Below are 20,524 nucleotides of genomic sequence, written 5' to 3'. Positions count from 1 at the left end.
CTCATGGCTACGGAGGAGAAGGCGCCCGCGACGCCTGAGGCACGGTTGCGGCATGCGGAGTTGAGCACCGAGATCGACGACCACCGGGCGCGGTACTACCTGGCCAATCCGATCATCTCGGACGCGGACTTCGACGCGCTGATGCACGAGCTGCAGGATCTCGAGGAGCAGTATCCGGAGCTGCGGACCCCGGACTCACCCACGCAGAAGGTCGGCATCCCGATCTCCACGCTGTTCTCCCCGGTCGAGCACCCGATGCGGATGGAGAGCCTCGCGAACGCGTTCTCGGCCGAGCAGATGGAGGCCTGGGCCAAGCGCCTCGAGCGCGAGGTCACGCTCCAGCAGATCCACGACAGCGGGTTCATCTGCGAGCTCAAGGTCGACGGCCTCGCCCTCGACCTGGTGTACGAGAACGGCAAGCTCGTCACCGGCGCCACCCGCGGCGACGGCCGCACCGGCGAGGACGTCACCCCCAACGTCCGCACGATCAAGAGCATCCCGAACGAGCTGAAGGGCGAGGACCTCCCGTCCTTCCTCGAGGTCCGCGGCGAGGTCTACTTCCGCGTCGAGGACTTCGAGGAGCTGAACGCTCAGCTCGTCGAGGCCGGCAAGGACGTCTTCTCCAACCCGCGCAACAGCGCCGCCGGATCGCTGCGCCAGAAGGACCCGCGCGTCTCGGCCGCCCGCCCGCTGCGCTTCGTCGTACACGGCCTCGGCAAGGTCGAGGGGCACCACATCGGCCGCCTCTCGGAGGCGTACGAGCAGCTGCACGCCTGGGGCCTGCCGGTCAGCGACCGCGCCCGGCGGGTCGGCACGCTCAAGGAAGTCAACGAGTTCATCGCGTACTACGGCGAGAACCGCCACTCGGTCGACCACGAGATCGACGGTGTCGTCGTGAAGGTCGACGAGGTCGATCTGCAGCGCGCGCTCGGGTCCACGTCGAGCGCGCCGCGCTGGGCGATCGCGTTCAAGTACCCGCCCGAAGAGGTCAACACGAAGCTGATCGAGATCGAGGTGAACGTCGGCCGCACCGGTCGCGTCACCCCGTTCGCGCACATGGAGCCGGTCCGCGTCGCCGGATCCACCGTGGAGTACGCGACGCTGCACAACGCCAAGGAGGTCGCCCGCAAGGACGTCCGCCCCGGCGACACCGTCGTACTGCGGAAAGCGGGCGACGTGATCCCCGAGGTGCTCGGGCCGGTGGTCGATCTGCGTCCGAAGGGCCTGCCGGCATGGGAGATGCCGACGCGGTGCCCGTGGTGCGACACGGTGCTGGCGCCGGCCAAGGAGTCGGACGTCGACATCCGCTGCCCGAACTCGCAGTACTGCCAGGGCCAGTTGCGTGAGCGGCTGTTCTACCTGGCCGGGCGGTCCGCGTTCGACATCGAGGGGCTCGGGTTCAAGGCGGCCGATGCGTTGATCACCGGCGGCCTGATCGTCAACGAGGCCGACCTGTTCGCGTTGACCGAGGAGAAGCTCGCCGAGAGCGCCTTCTTCACGACCAAGGCCGGAGCCTTGTCGGCGAACGCGCGGAAACTGCTGGCGAATCTCGAAGAGGCCAAGACCAAACCACTGTCACGCGCCCTGGTCGCGCTCTCGATCCGGCACGTCGGCCCGACCGCGGCGGCCGCGCTGACCGAGGTGTTCGACAACATCGACGACATCCGTTCGGCGAGCGAGGAGCAGCTGGCCGAGATCGAGGGCGTCGGGCCGACGATCGCACGGGCGATGATCGAGTGGTTCCAGGTGCCGTGGCACCAGGAGATCGTGGACAAGTGGCTCGCGGCCGGCGTCGTCATGCGCGAGGAGCGCACCGGGCCTAGCCTTCCGCAGATCCTGGCCGGCCTGTCGGTCGTGGTGACCGGGACCGTCGAGGGGTTCAGCCGGGACGAGGCGACCGAGGCGATCGTGGCGCGCGGCGGGAAGGTCGCGAGCTCGGTGTCGAAGAAGACGTCGTTCGTGGTGGTCGGTGACTCGCCGGGATCGAAGTACGACAAGGCGGTCCAGCTCGGCGTACCGATCCTGGACGCGGCCGGGTTCGAGGTCCTGCTGGCCGACGGTGCGGAGGCGGCGAGCGCGGTCGCGACCACTGGATCACCAGACGCGGGATAACGATTCACATCTGCCCCTGATACGGCTCTGTGTGCGCGGTGGATCCGGCGGCTGTGCTGAGCCGTCGGACTGTTAACTTTGCACGTCGAGACGTGGGTCAGAAGGAGCAGATATGACGACGCCGCCGCAGGGGCCATGGGGTCCTGGGCAGCCGGGGGGCCAGCCAGGCGGGCAGCACGGGGGACAGGACGGACGGCCGCCGCAGCAGGCCGGTTGGGGACAGCAGCCCCCGCCGCAGGGCGGCGGTTGGGGTCAGCGCCCACCACAGCAGGGACAGCCCCCTTACCAGGGACACCCGCCGCAGGGTCAGCCCCCGCAGGGTCAGCCTCCTCAGGGCCAGCCGCCATATGGTCAGCCGCCACACGGGCAGCCGCCGCACAGTCAGCCTCCCCAGCAAGGTGGGTGGGGTCCGCAGCCCGGTCAGGGTGGTCAGCAGGGGCCGTTGCAGCAGGGGTGGGGACAGCAGCCGCAGCAGGGCGGTCCGTACCAGCAGCAGTCCTGGGGTCAGCGGCCTCAGCAGCAGGGCGGGTGGCAGCAGCAACCGGGGCAGTCGCCGTGGCAGCCCGGTGGAGCTGGCGGCGGTCCGGGCGGGCGCGACAAGGGCCCGTTCGGCATCAGCAAGGACAAGCTGCCGTTCGTGATCGGCGGCGGTGTGGTCGGCATCATCGTGATCGCGCTGCTCGTCTTCCTCGGCATCCACCAGTTCGGCGGCGACGACACCCCTGAGTCGAACCCGACCACCACGGCGCAGCCGACGGGCGGCCAGTCCACGGGCGGCGACGACGGTGAGCTCGGCGACGCGACCGGCCAGGCGAAGAACGCGACCGAGAAGCTGCAGGGCAACGGTTTCGGGTGCAGTGACCTGTTCAACACCGCGCAGGGCGCACACCGCGGCTGCTTCAAGTACGAGGACCGCTCGCAGGCCGAGGCGCTGTTCCAGTTCAAGCCGGACGGCACGATCATCGCGATCGAGTTCGAGTCGGTGAACGAGGACAACAACAACAACGCCGCGGTCGTGTTCGACCAGGTGCTGCAGGCGGTCGGCAACGACACGTTCGGCGGCGACCAGGTGAAGAAGGTGCAGGACGCGGTCAAGCAGGGCCAGAAGTCGGAGAAGATCGACAGCAGCTGGGGCGAGTTCCAGCTCCGCAACGACGGTGACACCTACGAGCTGACCGGCGCGAAGTCCGGCGAGGAGTCGCTCGACATCCCGGACAAGACGTTCGACACCACCAAGCCGCAGATGCTCGCGGCGCTGAAGGCGAAGTCGTACGTGTGCACGAGCTCCTGCACCAAGGAGATCGGTAAGTACGGCCAGCAGCGCGTGTACTTCTACGCGAGTGACGGCGAGGGCATCAAGGACATCCAGGTCAGTGCCTCCGGCGACACCGCGGACGTGAAGAAGGCGCTGCCGACCGCGCTCAACGACGCGTTCGGGGTGCTCAAGGGCGGCGATACCGGGGCGCTGAAGTCGTACATCCAGGCGCACAGTGACGGGAAGTCGTACGCTTCTTACGTGGCCGGTTGGCGGGTCGAGATCCGCGGGAACAGCTCGGACAGCTATTCCTCGCAGCAGGTCGAGATCACCTACGAGTCGTTCTACGTCTGAGCAATCGCTTGAGTTGTCGCTTGAGTTTTCGCTCGGTTAGTCGTCGGTAGCTGTCTGTTGTTAGTCGGAGGCTGGATGAAGTTCCCCCGGGAGAAGCGGGAGTCGCGGACGGTGGTCGCCCCACCGCCCGAGGCTGGCCGGCGCGTCGACGGCGGCGGGGCGTGGGGTCCCACGCAGTTCGACCTCCCGGACCGGAACGGCAGCAACAGCCAGGCGATCCTGATCGTCGCGCTGGTCGGCGTGGTGGTCTTGCTGATCATCGCGGCGCTCTGGGCGTTCGCCTACTTCCAGCTCACCTGACCCCACGCAGAGCGAAGCCCCCGCCGGCCGGCGGGGGCTTCGGTGTGTCCGTGGACCCAGGTGGACCCGGGTGGCCCCAGGTGGCCCCAGGCGGGCCCAGGGGACCTAGGCGGAGGCGCGGATCGTGACGGCCAGCGAGGCCAGGTAGGACAGCCGCGCCACCTCGGAGCCCAGGAACTCGGGCCCGCCGCGACGGCCGATGACGAGAATGCGCCGATCGGACTCCAGCGGCGCCGCGACCAGCACCGACTCCGACAGACCCTTGTGATCAGGGGCCTCCAGCGTGGTCGCCTTCTCCATCGGGAGCCACTGGCCGGCTACGTCACCGAACTCCGGCGTCGCACTCGTCTCCAGCGCGACCTTGACCTCGCTACCGGTGCCGTCCAGCAGCGCGGCCCAGTCCGCGTGCAGCACGGCGGGCGACTGCTCGACCAGGATGTCGATCGCGTCGGCGGGAGCGGACGTCATCTGCTCGACCGCTTCGAGGTCCATGTGCAGACCGCCGCCGGCGCCGTACCGCGAGAACCAGATGACCTCGACATCGGGCACGCCGTTGCACGCCGAGACGAGGCGGTCGGGCAGCACGCCGGGCGGCAGGTCGACCACGATGTCGTCGACGGCCGTGCCGTTCTCACGCCGGTGCTCCACGATCTCGATCGCGTGGATGTCGGCGTTCACCTCGCCGAGGGCCGTTGACACGGTGCCCAGCGAACCGGGCCGGTCGGGGATGATCAAGCGCAGCAAGAACACCGAACGATCATCTCCCAGCCGATCACCAAGCGCGTAACGCCCTGTCGCCGCCCATGTTACAGAGCGGTAGCCACAAACACGCGCGCCCATCTCATCGAGGTCTTGTCCACAGGTCGGGGGACGAGGAAACGCGACCGTCACGGGCGCCCACTAGGATGGCTCGGGCCGGGAGGATTTCGCCCGGAAGTCCTGCGAACCATTGGATAGTTCATGCCATCGATTACCCGCGAAGAGGTCGCGCACCTGGCGCGACTGGCGCGGATCGAGCTCACCGACGACGAGCTCGACCACCTTGCGCCGCAGCTCGACCAGATCATCGAACTGGTCGGGCAGGTCAGCCAGGTGGCGGCGGACGACATCCCGCCGACCTCGCACGCCCTGCCGCTGACCAACGTGATGCGCGCGGACGAGAACGTTCCGTGCCTCACGCCCGAGCAGGCGCTCTCCGGCGCGCCCGCCCAGGAGGAGCAGCGCTTCCGGGTGCCGCGGATCCTGGAGGAGGACTGACGATGACCGACCTCACCAGGAAGACCGCGGCCGAGCTCGCGGAGCTGATGACGTCCGGGCAGGCCAGTTCGGTCGAGGTGACCCAGGCCCACCTGGACCGGATCGCCGCCGTCGACGGTGACGTGCACGCATTCCTGCACGTCGACACCGAAGGCGCGCTGGCGCAGGCCAAGGCGGTCGACACCAAGCGCGCGGCGGGCGAGCAGCTCGCGCCGCTGGCGGGCGTGCCGCTGGCGTTGAAGGACGTGCTCACCCAGGAGGGTGTGCCGACCACGGCCGGTTCGAAGATCCTCGAGGGCTGGAAGCCGCCGTACGACTCGACCGTCGTCAAGCGGTTGAAGGCGGCCGGGATCGTGATTCTCGGCAAGACCAACATGGACGAGTTCGCGATGGGCTCCTCCACGGAGAACTCGGCGTACGGCACGACCCACAACCCGTGGGACCTGACCCGGATCCCCGGCGGTTCCGGCGGCGGTTCGTCCGCGGCCATCTCGGCGTACGAGGCGCCGCTCGCGATCGGCACCGACACCGGCGGCTCGATCCGTCAGCCCGGTGCGTTCACCGGCACGGTCGGCGTGAAGCCGACGTACGGCGGCACCTCGCGGTACGGGCTGATCGCGCTGGCGTCCTCGCTGGACACGCCCGGTCCGTGTGCACGGACGACGCTCGACGCGGCGCTGCTGCACGAGGCGATCGCCGGGTACGACCCGATGGACTCGACCTCGATCAACCAGCCGGTGCCGGCCGTGGTCGAGGCCGCGCGCAACGGTGATGTCGCCGGTCTGCGGATCGGCGTGGTCAAGGAGCTCGGCGGCGAGGGATACCAGCCGGGTGTCGAGGCACGCTTCCACGAGGCGGTCGAGCTGCTCACCAAGCTCGGCGCCGAGGTGGTCGAGGTCTCCTGCCCGCACTTCGAGTACGCGCTGCCGGCGTACTACCTGATCCTGCCGAGCGAGGCCTCGTCCAACCTGGCCAGGTTCGACGCGATGCGGTACGGCCTGCGCGTCGGCGACAACGGCGAGAACAGCGCGGAGAAGGTGACGAGCCTGAGCCGCGAGGCCGGCTTCGGCGCCGAGGTGAAGCGCCGCATCATCCTCGGTACGCACGCGCTCTCGAGCGGGTACTACGACGCGTATTACGGCCAGGCGCAGAAGGTGCGGACGCTGATCGCCCGCGACTTCGCGAAGGCCTACGAGCAGGTCGACGTCCTGGTCTCGCCGGCGACGCCGACGACGGCGTTCGCGATCGGTGACCGGATCGACGACCCGATCGCGATGTACAAGAACGACCTGTGCACGATCCCGTCCAACCTGGCCGGCAACGCGGCCGCGTCGTTCCCGTGCGGCCTCGCCGACGAGGACGGCCTGCCGGTCGGCTTCCACGTGATGGCGCCGGTGATGCGCGACGACCTGTGCTACCAGGTCGGCGCCGCGCTGGAGTCCGCGCTGGCCGAACAGTGGGGCGGCGTACTGATGACCAAGGCTCCGGAGCTGGGGGTGACCCGATGACTGTTGCTGCAGATGTTCTCGAGATCGACGACGCGCTGGCGCAGTACGACCCGGTGATGGGTCTCGAGGTGCACGTCGAGCTGAACACGAAGTCGAAGATGTTCTGCGGCTGCCCGACCGAGTTCGGCGCGCCGCCGAACACGCAGACCTGCCCGGTCTGCCTCGGTCTGCCGGGTGCGCTGCCGGTGGTGAACGCTCGCGGCGTCGAGTCGGCGATCAAGATCGGCCTGGCGCTGAACTGCGAGATCGCCGAGTGGTGCCGGTTCGCGCGGAAGAACTACTTCTACCCGGACATGCCGAAGAACTTCCAGACCTCGCAGTACGACGAGCCGATCGCGTTCAACGGCTGGACCGAGGTCGTCGTCGACGGCGAGACGTACCGGATCGAGATCGAGCGCGCGCACATGGAGGAGGACACCGGCAAGTCCACCCACGTGGGTGGCGCGACCGGCCGGATCCACGGCGCGTCGCACTCGCTGGTCGACTACAACCGGGCCGGCATCCCGCTGATCGAGATCGTCACCAAGACGATCGAGGTGCCGGGCGAGAAGGCCGCGGCGGTTGCCCGGGCGTATGTGAGCATGCTGCGCGACCTGCTGCTGGCTCTCGGCGTCTCCGATGTCCGGATGGACCAGGGGTCGCTGCGGTGCGACGCGAACGTGTCGCTGAAGCCGCGCGGTTCCTCGACGCTCGGCACCCGGACCGAGACCAAGAACGTGAACTCGTTCCGCTCGGTCGAGCGTGCGATCACCTACGAGATCACCCGGCAGGCGGCGGTGCTGTCGTCCGGCGGCAAGGTCGTGCAGGAGACCCGCCACTGGCACGAGGACACCGGCGTCACCACGTCGGGCCGGGAGAAGTCCGACGCGGACGACTACCGGTACTTCCCGGAGCCCGACCTGGTGCCGGTCGCCCCGTCCCGCGAGTGGGTCGAGGAGATCCGTTCTTCGTTGCCCGAGGCACCGTCTTTGCGGCGGGTCCGGCTGCAGGAGGAGTGGGGCTTCACCGACCTGGAGATGCGCGACGTCATCAACGGCAACGCGCTCGAGTCGATCGTCGCGACGATCGAGCTCGGGGTTCCCGCGGCCGCGGCGAAGAAGTGGTGGCTCGGTGAGCTTGCCCGCTCGGCGAACGAGCAGGGTGTCGACCTCGACGCGCTGCCGGTCGGCCCGGCGCAGGTGGCCGAGGTGCAGAAGCTCGTCGATGACGGCACGTTGAACGACAAGCTGGCCCGACAGGTCTTCGAGGGCCTGCTCGCCGGCGAGGGCACCCCCGCCGAGGTGATCGAGAAGCGCGGCCTGGCGCTGGTCTCCGACGACGGCCCGCTCCTGGAGGCCATCGACCGCGCGATCGCCGCCAACCCGGACGTCGTCGAAAAGGTCAACTCCGGCAAACCCGCCGCCGCCGGCGCCCTCATCGGCGCCGTCATGAAGGACATGCGCGGCCAAGCCGACGCCGCCAAGGTCCGCCAACTCCTCAACGAGAAGCTGGGTATCTGACAGCAGCACACTCAGCCGGGCGCAAGGTACCCACCTAGCGCCCGGCTGACCGTTGTCCTAGCTCCGCCCGCCCGCACCCAACGCGCCCGCCCGCGCCTAACGCGCCCGGCCATACCCGAGCGCTGATCCGCGCCTAACGCGCCCGGCCATACCCGAGCGCCGATCCGCGCCTAACGCGCCCGGCCATACCCGAGCGCCGATCCGCGCCTAACGCGCCCGGCCATACCCGAGCGCCGATCCGCGCCCAACGCGCCCGGTCACACCCGAGCGCCGCCCCGGCGCCCGAGGCGCCCGGCCGCACCTCACTCGCCACGTGGCATCCCGGCACCTTCCGCCGCGGCCGTCTCAGGGGCCAACCCCTGAGACGGCCGGTTGGCCGCCGGGATTCTGGGTCCGCAACCGACCAGCTGAGGGGTTGACCCCTGAGACGGCCGGTTGGCCGCCGGGATTCTGGGTCCGCAACCGACCAGCCGAGGGGTTGACCCCTGAGACGGTCAGGCGGCGTTCTTGCGTTCTTCCGTCGAGGGGTGAGCCTCGGCGATGACCTCGCGTTCGGGGCGGCCGTCGGCGTCGTTGGCGGTGGCGTTGGCGTTGGCGGTGGCGTTGGCGGTGGTGGTGGTGGCGGCCGTGGGGGTGGCCCTGGGGGTGGCCGTGGGGGCGGAGATGGTGGTGTTGGCGAGGAGGGTGCGGGCTACTGCTAGTTCGTCGGTGGGGCAGCGGACTTCGTAGGTGGTGGGGACTACCTGGGTGATGACCGCGTCGGGGCGGTTGTGGATGAGGCCGCGGAACAGGCCCCAGAGGGTGCCGACGATGGCGCCGTACACGAAGCCCCAGACCACGACGGCCAGGCCGTTGAGCGTGGTCTCGGCGACGAGGGTGACGAAGACGGCGGCGAGTACGCCGAGGGCCGCGCCCTGCAGCGCGCCGACGCCGGTGAGGCGTGCGACCGGGACCATCCTGTGTCTGGTTGCTTGGCGGAGTCCGGCGCCGACCACCTCCAGGCGTCCCGCGTCCATCCCGTAACTTCGCAGGTAGTCCACTGTCTGCTGAGCATCCTCGTAGGTGCTCACCGCAGCGATCACACTGCTGGGAACGCCAGGCCCCTGGCCGGTGCGCATACCGATCTCCTCCTCAGGTCGTCTGCTTACTTCACAAGTACCAGACGACCCAAGACTTGAAACGGTTGACAGCTCAGGACGTGCCTCATCTCTCAGCTGCTGATCGTCACCCGCAGAATCCGGTCGTCGCCGTCGCGCGGTTGACCGCGGCCGTCGGTATTTGAGGTCGTCACCCACAACGACCCATCAGGCGCCGCCTCGACCGTGCGCAAACGTCCGTACTTGTTGGTGAAGAACGCCTGCGGCTCGCCGATTCGCTTGCCGTCGGCAACTGGTATCACCCACAACCGCTCACCCCGCAACGACGCCATGAAGATGTGCCCCTGCGCGAACGCGATCCCCGACGGCGAGGCGTCGGCCGTGTGCCACTGCGCGATCGGGTCGGTCATGCCGTCGAGGTGGCTGATCCCCTCGGCGGCCGGCCAGCCGTAGTTCGAGCCGGGCGTGATCACGTTCAGCTCGTCCCAGGTGTTCTGCCCGAACTCCGCGGCGTACAGCTGGTTCCCGTCGAAGGCGAGCCCTTGCACGTTCCGGTGGCCTTTGGTGATCCACACCCGTCCGTCCGGATTCCCAGGCGCGGCCTTTCCGTCGGTGGTGATGCGCAGGATCTTCCCCCCGAGTGAGTTGTCGTCCTGCGAGTTCGGCCGATCCGAGCCGTCACCAGTCCCGGCGTACAGGAATCCGTCCGGCCCGAATCGCAGCCGGCCCCCGTTGTGGATCGCCGCCTTCGGAATCCCCTGCAAGATCACCTGCTGGTCGGACAGCTTCCCGTCCTGGTACGTGATGCGCGCGATGCGGTTGTCGTCGCTGCCCGAGTAGTACGCGTAGATGTACGGCTTCCCCGGGTACGCCGGATCCACCGCCAGCCCCAGCAGCCCACCCTCCGACGAGGACTTCACGTCGTCGACCGTGCCGACGTCCGACACCTGCCCACCGGCGATCCGCTTGACCTTCCCCGAGTCGCGCTCCGCCACCAACGCACTTTTGTCCGGCAGAAACGCAAGCCCCCAAGGCACCTCAATGCCCGTCGCAACCGTCGACGCCACGGTCAACCTCACCGCAGCCGGCCCGCCCACCGTGCTCGCAGTAGGCGGCGCCGACGCAGACCCCGAACTACTCGGAGTCGCCTCCGAGCACCCACTGGCCAACGCCAACGCCGCAACGACCACCGCGGCCCGCCCCCGCCGCCTGACCCTACGACTCACGCCATCTCCTCCGTTAGACCTGCCTACTTACTACACCGCAGGTCAACGAATGGTTCAGCTTCCCCAGGTGGGGCGCAGGGGGAAGTGGGAGTTGCCTCGGGCGTCCGGTTTTACGGCGAGGACCTGGTGGAGCTGGATGGTGTTGTGTTCGAAGCCGGCTCGGCTGGCGGCGAGGTAGAGGCCCCAGATCTTGGCGGTGGCGGCGCCTACTTCGGCGACGGCCTCGTCCCAGTGGGCGACGAGGTTGTCGTTCCAGGCGGCCAGGGTGAGGGCGTAGTGCTCGCGGAGGTTCTCCTCGTGGCGGACCTCGAAGCCGGCGTCCTGGGCCTCGGCGATGATGCGGCCGGAGCCGATCAGTTCGCCGTCGGGGAAGATGTAGCGGTCGATGAAGGCGCCGGTGTGGCGGAAGTGGTTGTCCGGCCGGGTGATGCAGTGGTTGAGCAGCCGGCCGCCCGGCTTCAGGCGGTCGAGCAGGAACCCGAAGTACGACGGGTAGTTGCGGACGCCGATGTGCTCGGTCAGCCCGATCGAGCTGATCACGTCGAAGTCCCGCTCGGGTACGTCGCGGTAGTCCAGGTACCGCACCTCGGCCCGGTCCTCGAGCCCTTCGCGCTTGATCGCCTGGGCGGCCCACTCCGCCTGCGCCGCCGACAACGTCACGCCCAGAGCCTGTACGCCGTACTCGCGGGCGGCGTGCCGGACCATCCCGCCCCAGCCGCAGCCGACGTCGAGCAGCCGCATGCCCGGTTTCAGGTCGAGCTTCCGCGCGACCAGGTCGTACTTCTCGTACTGCGCCTCCTCCAGCGTCGCGTCAGGAGTCGGGTAAACGGCGCAGGTGTAGGTCATCGACGGCCCGAGCACCCACTCGTAGAACGTGTTCGACACGTCGTAGTGGTGGTGGATCGCCGACTTGTCGCGCGCCTTCGAGTGCCGCAGCCCCTCGAACGTACGGCGCCACTTCGGCAGGTGCTCCTGCGGCGGGGGAGGCGGCGGCTTGAGGTGGCTCCAGCCGAGACTGCGGACGATCCGCAGCGCCTCCGCGGCCGACGGCCGCTGGAAGTGGAAGCTGTCGAGGATCAGCCGCATCAGCTCGTACGGGTTGCCCGGGTGGACGCCGGTGATCTCCAGATCGCCCATCACGTACGCACGGACCATGCCGAGGTCGCCGGGCGCCGTCAGGATGTACGACAGCCCGCGTTCGGTGGCCAGGTGCATGTGGATCTGCGAGTCCTCCGGGCCGGCCGAGCTGCCGTCGTACGCCGTGAAGCGGAACGGGAGCCCGTCCGGAATCACGGTCGTGAGGGCTTCGGCGATCGATACCTGGGTCGCGAGCGTCGTCATCGGCGCGTCACCGCCTTCTCGTAGAGCCCGGTGAGCCGGGCATTCGGGTCGTAGCGTTTCTTCACCTCGGTGAGGGCCGGCACGTTGTACAGCCGGTCGAACGTCTCCCGGTCGTAGTAGGCGTCGGAGTACAGCGACTTGTGGCCGCCGAACTCGGTGACCGCCGCCTCGATCCGCCGGTTGACGTCTCCGTCGGCGGCGCCGGGCGCGATCGGCACGGTGCCCCAGAAGCCGACGTTCACGTAGGTCTCGTCCGGCTTGAGCGGATACAGCGGCCACTCCGCGGAACCCCGCAGCCGCAGCGGGCAGAGCCAGACCGGCCGCATGCCGACATTCAGGTCGAACCAGCGCAGGAAGTCCGCGAGCCGCCCGACCGGGATCTCCACATCCTGGACGACTCGCTCACGATCCGGCTGACCGCGGCGCCGGGCGATCCGGGCCGCGACCTGGTGCCGGTTCTCGAAGCCGACGATCTTGTGGAACACGTCGCTCCGCCGCCAGCGCTTCGGCCACAACCGCCGGATGACGGGCTGCTGTGCGCCGAAGGCCGCGGAACACCAGAACCAGTCCGTGTCCCACCGCCAGAGGTAGTCGTGTGCGGTGAGGAAGTCCTGCTGCCGCTGCTGGATCGAGCGGTAGTAGATCTGCTGGCCGGTGTAGTCGCTCGTGCTGATCGCGGCGTCGCTGTTGCGGCCGAGCGTCAGGTAGGCCTCGGCCGGGCTGAACACGACCCCGTCGACGAAGTGCACCGGCTCCCCGTCGTACGTGCCTGAGGCAACGATCTCGTCGATCGCCGGAGCCAGCTCGTCCAGGCCGAGCCGCACGTGCCGCAGCGCGACGTACGGCGAGATCTTGTCCAGCTCGATCCGCAACCGGGTCGCGTACCCGAGCGTGCCGTACGAGTTCGGGAACATCCGGAACAGGTCCGCGTGCTCCCCGTCCGGGCGCGCGGTGACGAGGTCGCCGGCGCCGGTGAGGATGTCGAGCTCGAGCACCGACTCGTGCGGCAGCCCGGCCCGGAACGAGGACGACTCGATGCCGAGTCCGGTCACCGCGCCGCCGAGTGTGATCGTCTTCAGCTGCGGCACCACCATCGGCGTCAGCCCGTACGGCAGGGTCGCCGCGACCAGGTCCTCGTAGGTGCACATGCCCTGGACATCGGCTGTCCGCGCGGCCGGGTCGACGCTGATGACTCCGGTCAGCTTCGAGACGTCCAGACCCGGCCGGTCGAGCTCGGTTCGCGGCCGGAAGAGGTTCGAAGAGCGCTTCGCGAGCCGGACCGGGTCGCCCTGCGGGATCCGCTCGTACGACTCCCGCAGCCGCCCGACGGCCTGATCGTGTGCGAGCGTCGCCGCCAGATCCGATGTCGAAGGCACCGATCAAGAGTACGACGATGCACCCGTTCCGGCACTGGAAAAGGCGGCGGATAGTAGGTTCGTCACATGGCGGATGTGAGGGCTTGGCTGCCCTGGGAGAACCCCGACGACTTCCTCGGCGGCGTGCCCAAGGGGTACGACGTGGACTTCTACGCCGGCGGTGAGCCGCCCGCGTCGCCGGCCGAGGTGGAGTTCTACGTGCCGAGCTACATGGGTGGCGGCGACGTGCTCGACATCGTCCGCGAGATGCCCGCGCTCAAGGTCGTGCAGCTGCAGACGGCCGGTTTCGAGCACGTCCAGTCGCGGCTCGCCGAGGGCGTCACGTTGTGCAACGCCCGCGGCGTCCACGACGCCTCGACGGCCGAGCTCGCGGTGGGGCTGATCCTGGCGACGTACCGGCGGTTGCCGCGGGCCGTCCGCAACCAGGAACGCGAGATCTGGCCGGACTCGTACGACGAGGTCGACGACTCGCTCGCGGACCGGACCGTGATGATCCTCGGGTACGGCGCCATCGGCGAGGCGCTCGAACGGCGGCTGAGCGGATTCGAGTGCGAGGTGATCCGGGTCGCGCGGCGGGAGCGGGACGGCGTACACCCGATCTCGGAGCTGCCGGAGCTGCTGCCCCGCGCGGACGTCGTCGTCCTGCTGACGCCCGCGACGGCGGAGACGCGCGGGATGGTCGACGCGAAGTTCCTGGCGAGCATGAAGGACGGCGCGCTGCTGGTGAACGTGGCGCGCGGGGTCGTCGTGGACACGGACGCACTGCTGACCGAGCTCCGCACGCGCCGGATCAGCGCCGCCCTGGACGTCACCGACCCCGAGCCGTTGCCTGCCGGACATCCCTTGTGGTCTGCTCCGAACGTACTGATCAACCCCCACCGCGGCGGCGCGTCGACGGCGTTCGCCCCGCGGGTGGCGCGGCTCGTCCGTGCGCAGCTCGAGCGCTACGCGTCCGGAGAACCGCTGATCAACGTGGTGGCAGGTCCGCAACGGTAATCATCAGGTAGGAGAACGACGATGTCCGAGGCCGTACTGCTGATCGGGACCAAGAAGGGTCTCTGGATCGGCCGGAGCGACGCTGCCCGAACGGAGTGGCGTCTCGACGGACCGGTCCCGGAGTTCGAGATGCAGGGTGTGTACGCCGTAGGCATCGACACCCGCGGCGACCGGCCACGGCTGTTCGTCGGCGGCACCAGCGAGCACTGGGGTCCGGCGGTGTTCCACTCCGACGACCTCGGCGCGACCTGGGCCGAGCCGCCGGAGGGCTCGATCGGGTTCCCCGAGGGTTCCGACGCCTCACTGGAACGTGTCTGGCAGATCCAGGCCGCGCCGGCCGGCCAGCCGGGAGTCGTGTACGCCGGGACGCAGCCGTCGGCACTGTGGAAGTCGACCGACGGCGGAGTCACGTTCGACCTGGTCAGAGGCCTCTGGGACCATCCGCACCGCAAGGAGTGGGGTGCTGGTTTCGGCGGCCAGGCCGTGCACACCGTGCTGCCGCACCCGACGGACGCCGATCGGGTCAGCGTCGCGATGTCGACCGGCGGTGTCTACCGGACTGGCGACGGCGGCGCGACCTGGGAACCGGCCAACCAGGGCATCCAGGCGAAGTTCTTCCCCGACCCGTACCCCGAGTTCGGTCAGTGTGTGCACAAGCTCGCCGGGCATCCCGACGTACCGGAGCGGATGTTCGCGCAGAACCACCACGGCGTCTACCGGTCCGACGACGGCGGGACGAGCTGGAAGTCGATCGCTGACGGGCTGCCCTCGGACTTCGGCTTCCCGATCGTGGTGCACCCGCACGAGCCCGAGACTGTATACGTATTCCCGTTGGTTGCGGACGGCAACAGGATCCCGACCGATGCGAAGTGCCGCGTCTACCGTTCCCGCGACGCGGGCTCGACCTGGGAGCCCTTGTCCGCCGGCCTGCCCGACGTGTCGTATGTGCCGGTACTGCGGGACGCCATGACCACCGACACCGCGGATCCGGCCGGCGTGTACGTCGGCACGCGTGACGGCTGCGTCTACGCGAGCGCCGACGCCGGCGACAGCTGGGTCGAGGTCGCACGGCACCTCCCCGACGTACTCACGGTGCGCGCCGCGGTGATCGGATGACGGCCGGATGATCGCCGTCCGGCTGCCCACCGTGCTCCGCCCGTTCGCGGGGGGCGCCGAGCGTGTCGAGGTCGAAGGCACGACCGTCGCCGAAGCGTTCGCTGCGCTGGAGCCGCCGTTGCGCCGTCGGCTCACCGACGAGCAGGGCGCGGTCCGGCGGCACGTGAACATCTACCTCCGCGACGACAACATCCGCGACCTCAACGGCCTCGACACCCCACTCACCGACGGCGACGAACTCCTCATCCTGCCAAGCGTGGCCGGCGGCTGAAACAACCTGGAACACCCGACGGTGAAGATGCTCGCGGTCGGGATGGCGGTCGCGGTGCTGATCGACGCCAGCGTGGTCCGGATGATCCTGGTGCCGTCGGTGATGACGCTGCTCGGCGATCGGGCCTGGTGGCTGCCGGGCTGGCTCGACCGCATCGTCCCCGACATCCAGCTCGAGGGCGGCCCGCCGCCCGCACCGCCGGAGCCGGAACGGGAGAAGATCGACCTGCCCGGCTGACCTGGAACGAAAAGAAAAGACTGCAGTTTGCCGGCGGGTTTGGTTAGCGTCGGGCGTCATGAGCGACGTCGTTGTGCTGACCGGCCCGCCGGGCTCTGGCAAGACCACCGTGGCCCGCCTCGTCGCGACCGATGCGCCGCGGCCGACCGTGCATGTGACGACCGACGAGTTCTACCGGGCGATCCGCACCGGCTTCGTCCCGCCGTACCTGCCCGGCGCGCAACGGCAGAACGAGGTGGTGGTCGACGTGATCGTGGCGACGGTCGCGGTCTATGCGCGCGGCGGGTACGACGTGGTGGTGGACGGCGTAATCGGTCCGTGGTTCCTCGCCCCGTTCCGCGCGGCCGCGGCCGCGGCCGATTGGAGGTTGTCGTACGTCGTCCTGCGGCCGGACCTGGACACGACGTTGCGGCGCGGCCGGTCCCGCGGCGGCGTGGAACTGACGGACGCGGACGCGATCACCGGCATGCACGGGGCGTTCGCGGATCTCGGCGAGCTCGAGCCGCACGCGATCGACACGTCCTCGCTCGATCCCGCGGACACCGCGGCCGAGGTCCGCAAAGCCGTTGCCTCAGGCGACTATCTGCTCAGCGCTTGAGGTTTCAATGCCTGAACAGCCGAACTCCCGTCGCCGACCAGGTGATCCCGAGGGCAGCGCACGCGGCGGCGACTTCGGGTGAGCGGATCGATCCGCCGGGCTCGGCGATGTGGCTGACGCCGCGGCGATGGGCCTCCTCGACGTTGTCGGTGAACGGGAGCGCGCCGTCGGACACCATCGAGACGCCGGTCAGCGGTTCGTCCGACCGGCGTGACCACCACAGCTGCGCCTTCTCGCCGGCCAGTCGCGTGCAGTCCACCCGGGACTGTTGCCCGGCCCCGATGCCGATCGCCGTCCCGTCCTTCACCATCACGACGGTGTTGGATTGGGTGTAGCGGGCAACGATCAACCCCAGCAGCAGGTCCCGGGCCGCGTCGTCCGGCAGCGAATCGTCGAGCAGGTCTCGTGTCAGCGGCCGCGCATCCCGCTCCTGCGTCAACCGCAGGCCGTAGAGCTCGCGCGCTTCCTCTGCCGGCGGCTCGAAGCCGGGGTCGGCCTGCAGTACGAGAAAGGTCCCGCGCTTCTTCGCCGCCAGGATGTCGACCACGCCCTCGTCGTACCCGGGCGCGATGATGCCGTCCGACACGACCCGCTTCAACACCGCCGCCAGCTCCGCGTCGACCGGATGCGAGACCGCAACGAAGTCGCCGTACGACGACTTGGGATCGACGTCGCGCGCCCGCGTATAGGCCTCGACCACGCTCCCGCCGAGCGCCGCGCCGGCCGGCGACACATGCTTGTACGACGCAGCCGCCGGTACGCCGAACGTCGCAGCAGCCTCGCGCACCAGCTGCCAACCGGTCAGCGCATCCAGCACATTGATGTACGACGGCTCGCCCGAAACCACCGTGAACGGCGCGCGATCGACCGGCGCCATCACGGCCGTTTGATGCGGATTCATCCCATAACGCACGAGGACCTCCGAGGTCAGTCGGAGGCGCCCAGGCGGACGACGCCTTGTTCTTCGCTCCCCGGTGGTACCCCACCCTCGCCAGTCGCGGTCCAATCAGCTTAGTCGCGCCACGTCCCGGTCCAGTCGTACAGCGGGGCCGTGGTGGCGTACTCGCGGAGATACACGATGCGCCCCTGGTCGAGCCGCGCGACCGTCGCGCCGTCGAACGCGCCGGGCTCGCCCTTCCACGTGCACTCGAAATGCCACTCGGCAACGAGCAGCTCGCCGGCCCCGTCCCGCGACGTGATCTCCCACGCGTCGACGGTGCCGCCCGCGCCGTACCAGGCGTTCATCCACTGCTCGACCCGGGCCTTGCCGCGGTAGACCGGCCCGTAGCACTCGATCACGACGCAGTCGTCGGTCAGAGTGTCTAGAACGCCGGCGATGTCATGCCGCCGCCATCCGTCGATATAGGCCTCGAGTCGGTCCACGGTCGGTCAGCTCCTGGTGGCGTGGAAGATCAGTAGGCGCGAGTCGTCGGTCAGCGGCTCCTGGTGCCAGCCGCCGTGGACGGTGATGTTGGTGAAGCCGGCTGACTCGAGGTCGGTTGTGATGTCGGCGGGGGAGCGGAAGTAGAGGGTGTTGCGGTAGACGGCGTCGTGGCCGTCCGGGAAGAGGTTGTGGGCGTCGAAGACCACTCGGCCGTCGGCATCACCGCCGACCTCGATCAGGTCGAGCCATTCGACGAGGTGGCCGACGGAGGTGTCGCGTTCGCCGTACGTCGTCTCGCGGGTCCACTGCTCCCACGCCCGCGCCGCCGGATTGCGCGACTCGAAGCTGATGACGCCGCCTGGGCGGAGCGCCTTCGCGAGCGCGGCGAAAACCTCGCCCTGGTTGTTGATGTGCATGATCGTGTTGCCGGTGATGATGACGAGGTCTGCGTCGCCGGTGGGATCGACGGCGCGGAAGTCTCCGTCGATCCAGGTGACTGCATCCGCTCCCGGCTGACGGCGGGCGTAGCCGAGCATCGTGGGGCTCGGGTCCACACCGATCACCGCCCGGCCCGGGGCGACGAGCGAGCGGGTGAGCAGGCCGGTGCCGCAGCCGAAGTCCAGGACCTTACGGGCACCGGAGGCCAGCGCGCGGTAGTGGGCGTGGTCGTCACCCGGTGGGTTGTCGAGGTCGTACAACTCGACCAGTCGTTCGTCGCCGTACGGATCGTCACTCACCCGCGAATGCAATCACAGGCGTCGTCGAGTGACGAAGGAATAGAGTGACTCGCATGGTCGATGTGAAGCCCCGCAGCCGGACAGTGACCGACGGGCTGGAGGCCACCGCCAGCCGGGGGATGCTCCGCGCGGTCGGGATGGGTGACGACGACTGGGCCAAGCCGCAGGTCGGAGTCGCGTCCAGCTGGAACGAGATCACCCCGTGCAACCTGTCCCTCGACCGGCTCGCGAAGGCCGTCAAGGAAGGCGTGCACGCGGCCGGCGGCTACCCGCTCGAGTTCGGCACGATCAGCGTCTCCGACGGCATCTCGATGGGCCACGTCGGCATGCACTACTCGCTGGTCAGCCGGGAGATCATCGCGGACTCGGTCGAGACCGTGATGGAGGCCGAGCGGCTCGACGGCTCGGTGCTGCTGGCCGGCTGCGACAAGTCCCTGCCCGGCATGCTGATGGCCGCCGCCCGGCTCGACCTCGCATCGGTCTTCCTGTACGCCGGTTCGATCATGCCCGGCAGGCTCGGCGACAAGGACGTCACGATCATCGACGCGTTCGAGGCGGTCGGCGCGTGCGTCCGCGGCCTGATCACGCGGGAGGAGGTCGACGCGGTCGAGCGTGCGATCTGCCCGGGCGAGGGCGCCTGCGGCGGGATGTACACCGCCAACACGATGGCTGCGTCCGCCGAGGCCCTCGGTATGTCGCTCCCCGGCTCAGCCGCACCGCCGGCGGTCGATCGTCGCCGCGACGGCTACGCGCGCAAGTCCGGCGAGGCCGTCGTGGGGCTGCTGCAGAAGGGCATCACCGCCCGCCAGATCCTCACCAAGGAGGCCTTTGAGAACGCGATCGCCGTGGTGATGGCCCTGGGAGGTTCGACCAATGCGGTGCTGCATCTGCTGGCCATCGCCCGGGAGGCAGAGGTCGAGCTGACCCTCGCCGACTTCAACCGGGTGGGGGAGCGGGTGCCGCACCTGGGCGACCTGAAGCCGTTCGGGCGGTACGTGATGACCGATGTGGACCGGGTGGGCGGGATTCCGGTCGTGATGCGGGCGCTGCTCGATGCCGGCCTGCTGCACGGCGACTGCCTGACCGTGACCGGGAAGACGATGGCGGAGAACCTGGCCGACATCGCCCCGCCCGATATCGACGGCACGATCATCCGTGCGCTCGACAAGCCGATCCACCACACCGGCGGCATCACGATCCTGCACGGCTCGCTTGCCCCCGAAGGCGCGGTCGTGAAGAGCGCGGGCTTCGACTCCGACGTCTTCGAAGGGACGGCGCGGGTCTTCGACGGCGAGCGCGCCGCGATGGACGCCGTACCGGATCTCAACCCCGGCGACGTCGTCGTGATCAGGTACGAAGGTCCGAAGGGCGGGCCGGGGATGCGCGAGATGCTCGCGGTCACCGGCGCGATCAAGGGCGCGGGCCTCGGCAAGGACGTGCTGCTGCTCACCGACGGCCGCTTCTCCGGTGGTACGACGGGACTCTGCGTGGGACACGTGGCGCCCGAGGCGGTCGACGGCGGACCGATCGCGTTCGTCCGCGACGGCGATCGCATCACCCTCGACGTCGCGAACCGCACGCTCGACCTGAACGTCGACGCCGCGGAACTCGAACGCCGCAAGGAAGGCTGGACCCCGAACACACCCGCGATCACCAAGGGTGTCCTGGGCAAGTACACCCGCCTGGTGCGGTCTGCGTCCGAGGGCGCTGTCTGCATTTAGGGACGGATGTATCAAAATATGAGACACGGAGGCGTCGAACTTGACCCGGTCGCGGTCAGTCGGCGAATAATGCCTACATGCGATCGATTCTCCTCGTACTTGTGCGGCGCGCCGACTGACGCGACCACCGAGTCGAGCG

19 protein-coding genes, 1 pseudogene and 1 riboswitch are annotated in these 20,524 nt (G+C 69.1%); of the genes and pseudogenes, 12 read left to right on the top strand and 8 right to left on the bottom strand.

Annotated features, from left to right (window positions below; all coding sequences use genetic code 11):
* Positions 1–3: 3 nt before the first annotated feature.
* From ligA to AB0J62_RS29495, 3 genes are all read left to right on the top strand, one after another.
* Complete coding sequence (gene ligA / locus AB0J62_RS29505; protein ID WP_363877850.1) at positions 4–2,112, top strand: NAD-dependent DNA ligase LigA; 2,109 nt, start codon at positions 4–6, stop codon at positions 2,110–2,112.
* Positions 2,113–2,554: 442 nt separating this feature from the next.
* Positions 2,555–3,721 carry a hypothetical protein gene (locus AB0J62_RS29500; RefSeq protein ID WP_363877848.1) on the top strand — a complete coding sequence of 389 codons (1,167 nt, stop codon included), beginning with the start codon at positions 2,555–2,557 and terminating at the stop codon, positions 3,719–3,721.
* A 75-nt stretch (positions 3,722–3,796) separates the two neighbouring features.
* On the top strand, positions 3,797–4,021 hold the full coding sequence (locus AB0J62_RS29495; protein WP_363877846.1) for a hypothetical protein: 225 nt from the start codon (positions 3,797–3,799) through the stop codon (positions 4,019–4,021).
* 105 nt (positions 4,022–4,126) lie between these two features.
* Here the strand turns inward: AB0J62_RS29495 and AB0J62_RS29490 are convergent, their stop codons facing one another.
* Positions 4,127–4,771, bottom strand: coding sequence for an ACT domain-containing protein (locus AB0J62_RS29490; protein ID WP_363877844.1), 645 nt, complete (start codon positions 4,769–4,771; stop codon positions 4,127–4,129).
* Between the two features lie 210 nt (positions 4,772–4,981).
* Between AB0J62_RS29490 and gatC the strand changes: the two genes are divergently transcribed.
* The 3 genes from gatC to gatB are packed head-to-tail and all read left to right on the top strand — an operon-like array spanning position 4,982 to position 8,285.
* Positions 4,982–5,278 carry an Asp-tRNA(Asn)/Glu-tRNA(Gln) amidotransferase subunit GatC gene (gene gatC / locus AB0J62_RS29485; RefSeq protein WP_134111458.1) on the top strand — a complete coding sequence of 99 codons (297 nt, stop codon included), beginning with the start codon at positions 4,982–4,984 and terminating at the stop codon, positions 5,276–5,278.
* A gap of 2 nt (positions 5,279–5,280) precedes the next feature.
* A complete protein-coding gene (gene gatA, locus AB0J62_RS29480) occupies positions 5,281–6,786 on the top strand; it encodes an Asp-tRNA(Asn)/Glu-tRNA(Gln) amidotransferase subunit GatA (protein ID WP_363877841.1) in 1,506 nt (501 codons plus the stop codon).
* On the top strand, positions 6,783–8,285 hold the full coding sequence (gene gatB / locus AB0J62_RS29475) for an Asp-tRNA(Asn)/Glu-tRNA(Gln) amidotransferase subunit GatB (RefSeq protein WP_363877839.1): 1,503 nt from the start codon (positions 6,783–6,785) through the stop codon (positions 8,283–8,285). The genes gatA and gatB overlap by 4 nt, the downstream gene beginning before the upstream one ends.
* 494 nt (positions 8,286–8,779) lie before the next feature.
* Here the strand turns inward: gatB and AB0J62_RS29470 are convergent, their stop codons facing one another.
* The 4 genes from AB0J62_RS29470 to AB0J62_RS29455 all read right to left on the bottom strand — a co-directional run bounded on the left by AB0J62_RS29470 (position 8,780) and on the right by AB0J62_RS29455 (position 13,325).
* The gene (locus AB0J62_RS29470; protein WP_363877837.1) at positions 8,780–9,355 is read right to left on the bottom strand and encodes a hypothetical protein; all 576 of its coding nucleotides are present in this window, start codon (positions 9,353–9,355) and stop codon (positions 8,780–8,782) included.
* A 140-nt stretch (positions 9,356–9,495) separates the two neighbouring features.
* Positions 9,496–10,572 carry a PQQ-dependent sugar dehydrogenase gene (locus AB0J62_RS29465; RefSeq protein WP_363878392.1) on the bottom strand — a complete coding sequence of 359 codons (1,077 nt, stop codon included), beginning with the start codon at positions 10,570–10,572 and terminating at the stop codon, positions 9,496–9,498.
* 90 nt (positions 10,573–10,662) lie between these two features.
* The gene (locus AB0J62_RS29460) at positions 10,663–11,949 is read right to left on the bottom strand and encodes a cyclopropane-fatty-acyl-phospholipid synthase family protein (protein ID WP_363877835.1); all 1,287 of its coding nucleotides are present in this window, start codon (positions 11,947–11,949) and stop codon (positions 10,663–10,665) included.
* Positions 11,946–13,325, bottom strand: coding sequence for an FAD-binding oxidoreductase (locus AB0J62_RS29455; protein WP_363877833.1), 1,380 nt, complete (start codon positions 13,323–13,325; stop codon positions 11,946–11,948). The genes AB0J62_RS29460 and AB0J62_RS29455 overlap by 4 nt, the downstream gene beginning before the upstream one ends.
* A gap of 66 nt (positions 13,326–13,391) precedes the next feature.
* Here AB0J62_RS29455 and AB0J62_RS29450 point away from each other — a divergent pair, with 66 nt between their 5' ends.
* The 5 genes and pseudogenes from AB0J62_RS29450 to AB0J62_RS29430 all read left to right on the top strand — a co-directional run bounded on the left by AB0J62_RS29450 (position 13,392) and on the right by AB0J62_RS29430 (position 16,543).
* On the top strand, positions 13,392–14,321 hold the full coding sequence (locus tag AB0J62_RS29450; RefSeq protein WP_363877831.1) for a 2-hydroxyacid dehydrogenase: 930 nt from the start codon (positions 13,392–13,394) through the stop codon (positions 14,319–14,321).
* A 21-nt stretch (positions 14,322–14,342) separates the two neighbouring features.
* Complete coding sequence (locus AB0J62_RS29445; protein WP_363877829.1) at positions 14,343–15,437, top strand: exo-alpha-sialidase; 1,095 nt, start codon at positions 14,343–14,345, stop codon at positions 15,435–15,437.
* A gap of 7 nt (positions 15,438–15,444) precedes the next feature.
* The gene (locus AB0J62_RS29440) at positions 15,445–15,708 is read left to right on the top strand and encodes a MoaD/ThiS family protein (RefSeq protein ID WP_363877826.1); all 264 of its coding nucleotides are present in this window, start codon (positions 15,445–15,447) and stop codon (positions 15,706–15,708) included.
* A gap of 21 nt (positions 15,709–15,729) precedes the next feature.
* A pseudogene (locus tag AB0J62_RS29435) lies at positions 15,730–15,945 on the top strand (hypothetical protein); the annotation flags it as partial.
* 58 nt (positions 15,946–16,003) lie between these two features.
* A complete protein-coding gene (locus AB0J62_RS29430) occupies positions 16,004–16,543 on the top strand; it encodes an AAA family ATPase (RefSeq protein WP_363877824.1) in 540 nt (179 codons plus the stop codon).
* Between the two features lie 4 nt (positions 16,544–16,547).
* Here AB0J62_RS29430 and AB0J62_RS29425 read toward each other — a convergent pair whose 3' ends face one another.
* From AB0J62_RS29425 to AB0J62_RS29415, 3 genes are all read right to left on the bottom strand, one after another.
* A complete protein-coding gene (locus tag AB0J62_RS29425; RefSeq protein ID WP_363878390.1) occupies positions 16,548–17,474 on the bottom strand; it encodes a 5-aminoimidazole-4-carboxamide ribonucleotide transformylase in 927 nt (308 codons plus the stop codon).
* 1 nt (position 17,475) lies between these two features.
* A riboswitch (ZMP/ZTP riboswitch) is annotated at positions 17,476–17,552 on the bottom strand.
* 2 nt (positions 17,553–17,554) lie between these two features.
* Positions 17,555–17,926 (bottom strand): nuclear transport factor 2 family protein, encoded by a 372-nt coding sequence (locus tag AB0J62_RS29420; RefSeq protein WP_363877822.1) that lies wholly within the window; start codon positions 17,924–17,926, stop codon positions 17,555–17,557.
* A gap of 6 nt (positions 17,927–17,932) precedes the next feature.
* Positions 17,933–18,664 (bottom strand): class I SAM-dependent methyltransferase, encoded by a 732-nt coding sequence (locus AB0J62_RS29415; protein ID WP_363877820.1) that lies wholly within the window; start codon positions 18,662–18,664, stop codon positions 17,933–17,935.
* 53 nt (positions 18,665–18,717) lie between these two features.
* On the opposite strand from AB0J62_RS29415, the gene ilvD reads away from it, so the two are divergent.
* The gene (ilvD, locus tag AB0J62_RS29410; protein WP_363877818.1) at positions 18,718–20,385 is read left to right on the top strand and encodes a dihydroxy-acid dehydratase; all 1,668 of its coding nucleotides are present in this window, start codon (positions 18,718–18,720) and stop codon (positions 20,383–20,385) included.
* Positions 20,386–20,524: the final 139 nt, after the last annotated feature.

The organism is Kribbella sp. NPDC049584, from assembly GCF_040675555.1.
Lineage (GTDB): Bacteria > Actinomycetota > Actinomycetes > Propionibacteriales > Kribbellaceae > Kribbella.
The sequence above is the reverse complement of the archived record's forward strand: the minus strand, read 5'-3'. Positions and strand labels throughout refer to the sequence as shown.

Excerpts from the sequence above, each read along its gene's own strand:
- ligA (WP_363877850.1), top strand. The coding sequence starts at position 4 with ATGGCTACGGAGGAGAAGGCGCCCGCGACGCCTGAGGCACGGTTGCGG.
- AB0J62_RS29495 (WP_363877846.1), top strand. The coding sequence starts at position 3,797 with ATGAAGTTCCCCCGGGAGAAGCGGGAGTCGCGGACGGTGGTCGCCCCA.
- gatC (WP_134111458.1), top strand. The coding sequence starts at position 4,982 with ATGCCATCGATTACCCGCGAAGAGGTCGCGCACCTGGCGCGACTGGCG.
- gatA (WP_363877841.1), top strand. The coding sequence starts at position 5,281 with ATGACCGACCTCACCAGGAAGACCGCGGCCGAGCTCGCGGAGCTGATG.
- gatB (WP_363877839.1), top strand. The coding sequence starts at position 6,783 with ATGACTGTTGCTGCAGATGTTCTCGAGATCGACGACGCGCTGGCGCAG.
- AB0J62_RS29460 (WP_363877835.1), bottom strand. The coding sequence starts at position 11,949 with ATGACGACGCTCGCGACCCAGGTATCGATCGCCGAAGCCCTCACGACC.
- AB0J62_RS29450 (WP_363877831.1), top strand. The coding sequence starts at position 13,392 with ATGGCGGATGTGAGGGCTTGGCTGCCCTGGGAGAACCCCGACGACTTC.
- AB0J62_RS29445 (WP_363877829.1), top strand. The coding sequence starts at position 14,343 with ATGTCCGAGGCCGTACTGCTGATCGGGACCAAGAAGGGTCTCTGGATC.
- AB0J62_RS29440 (WP_363877826.1), top strand. The coding sequence starts at position 15,445 with ATGATCGCCGTCCGGCTGCCCACCGTGCTCCGCCCGTTCGCGGGGGGC.
- AB0J62_RS29430 (WP_363877824.1), top strand. The coding sequence starts at position 16,004 with ATGAGCGACGTCGTTGTGCTGACCGGCCCGCCGGGCTCTGGCAAGACC.
- ilvD (WP_363877818.1), top strand. The coding sequence starts at position 18,718 with ATGGTCGATGTGAAGCCCCGCAGCCGGACAGTGACCGACGGGCTGGAG.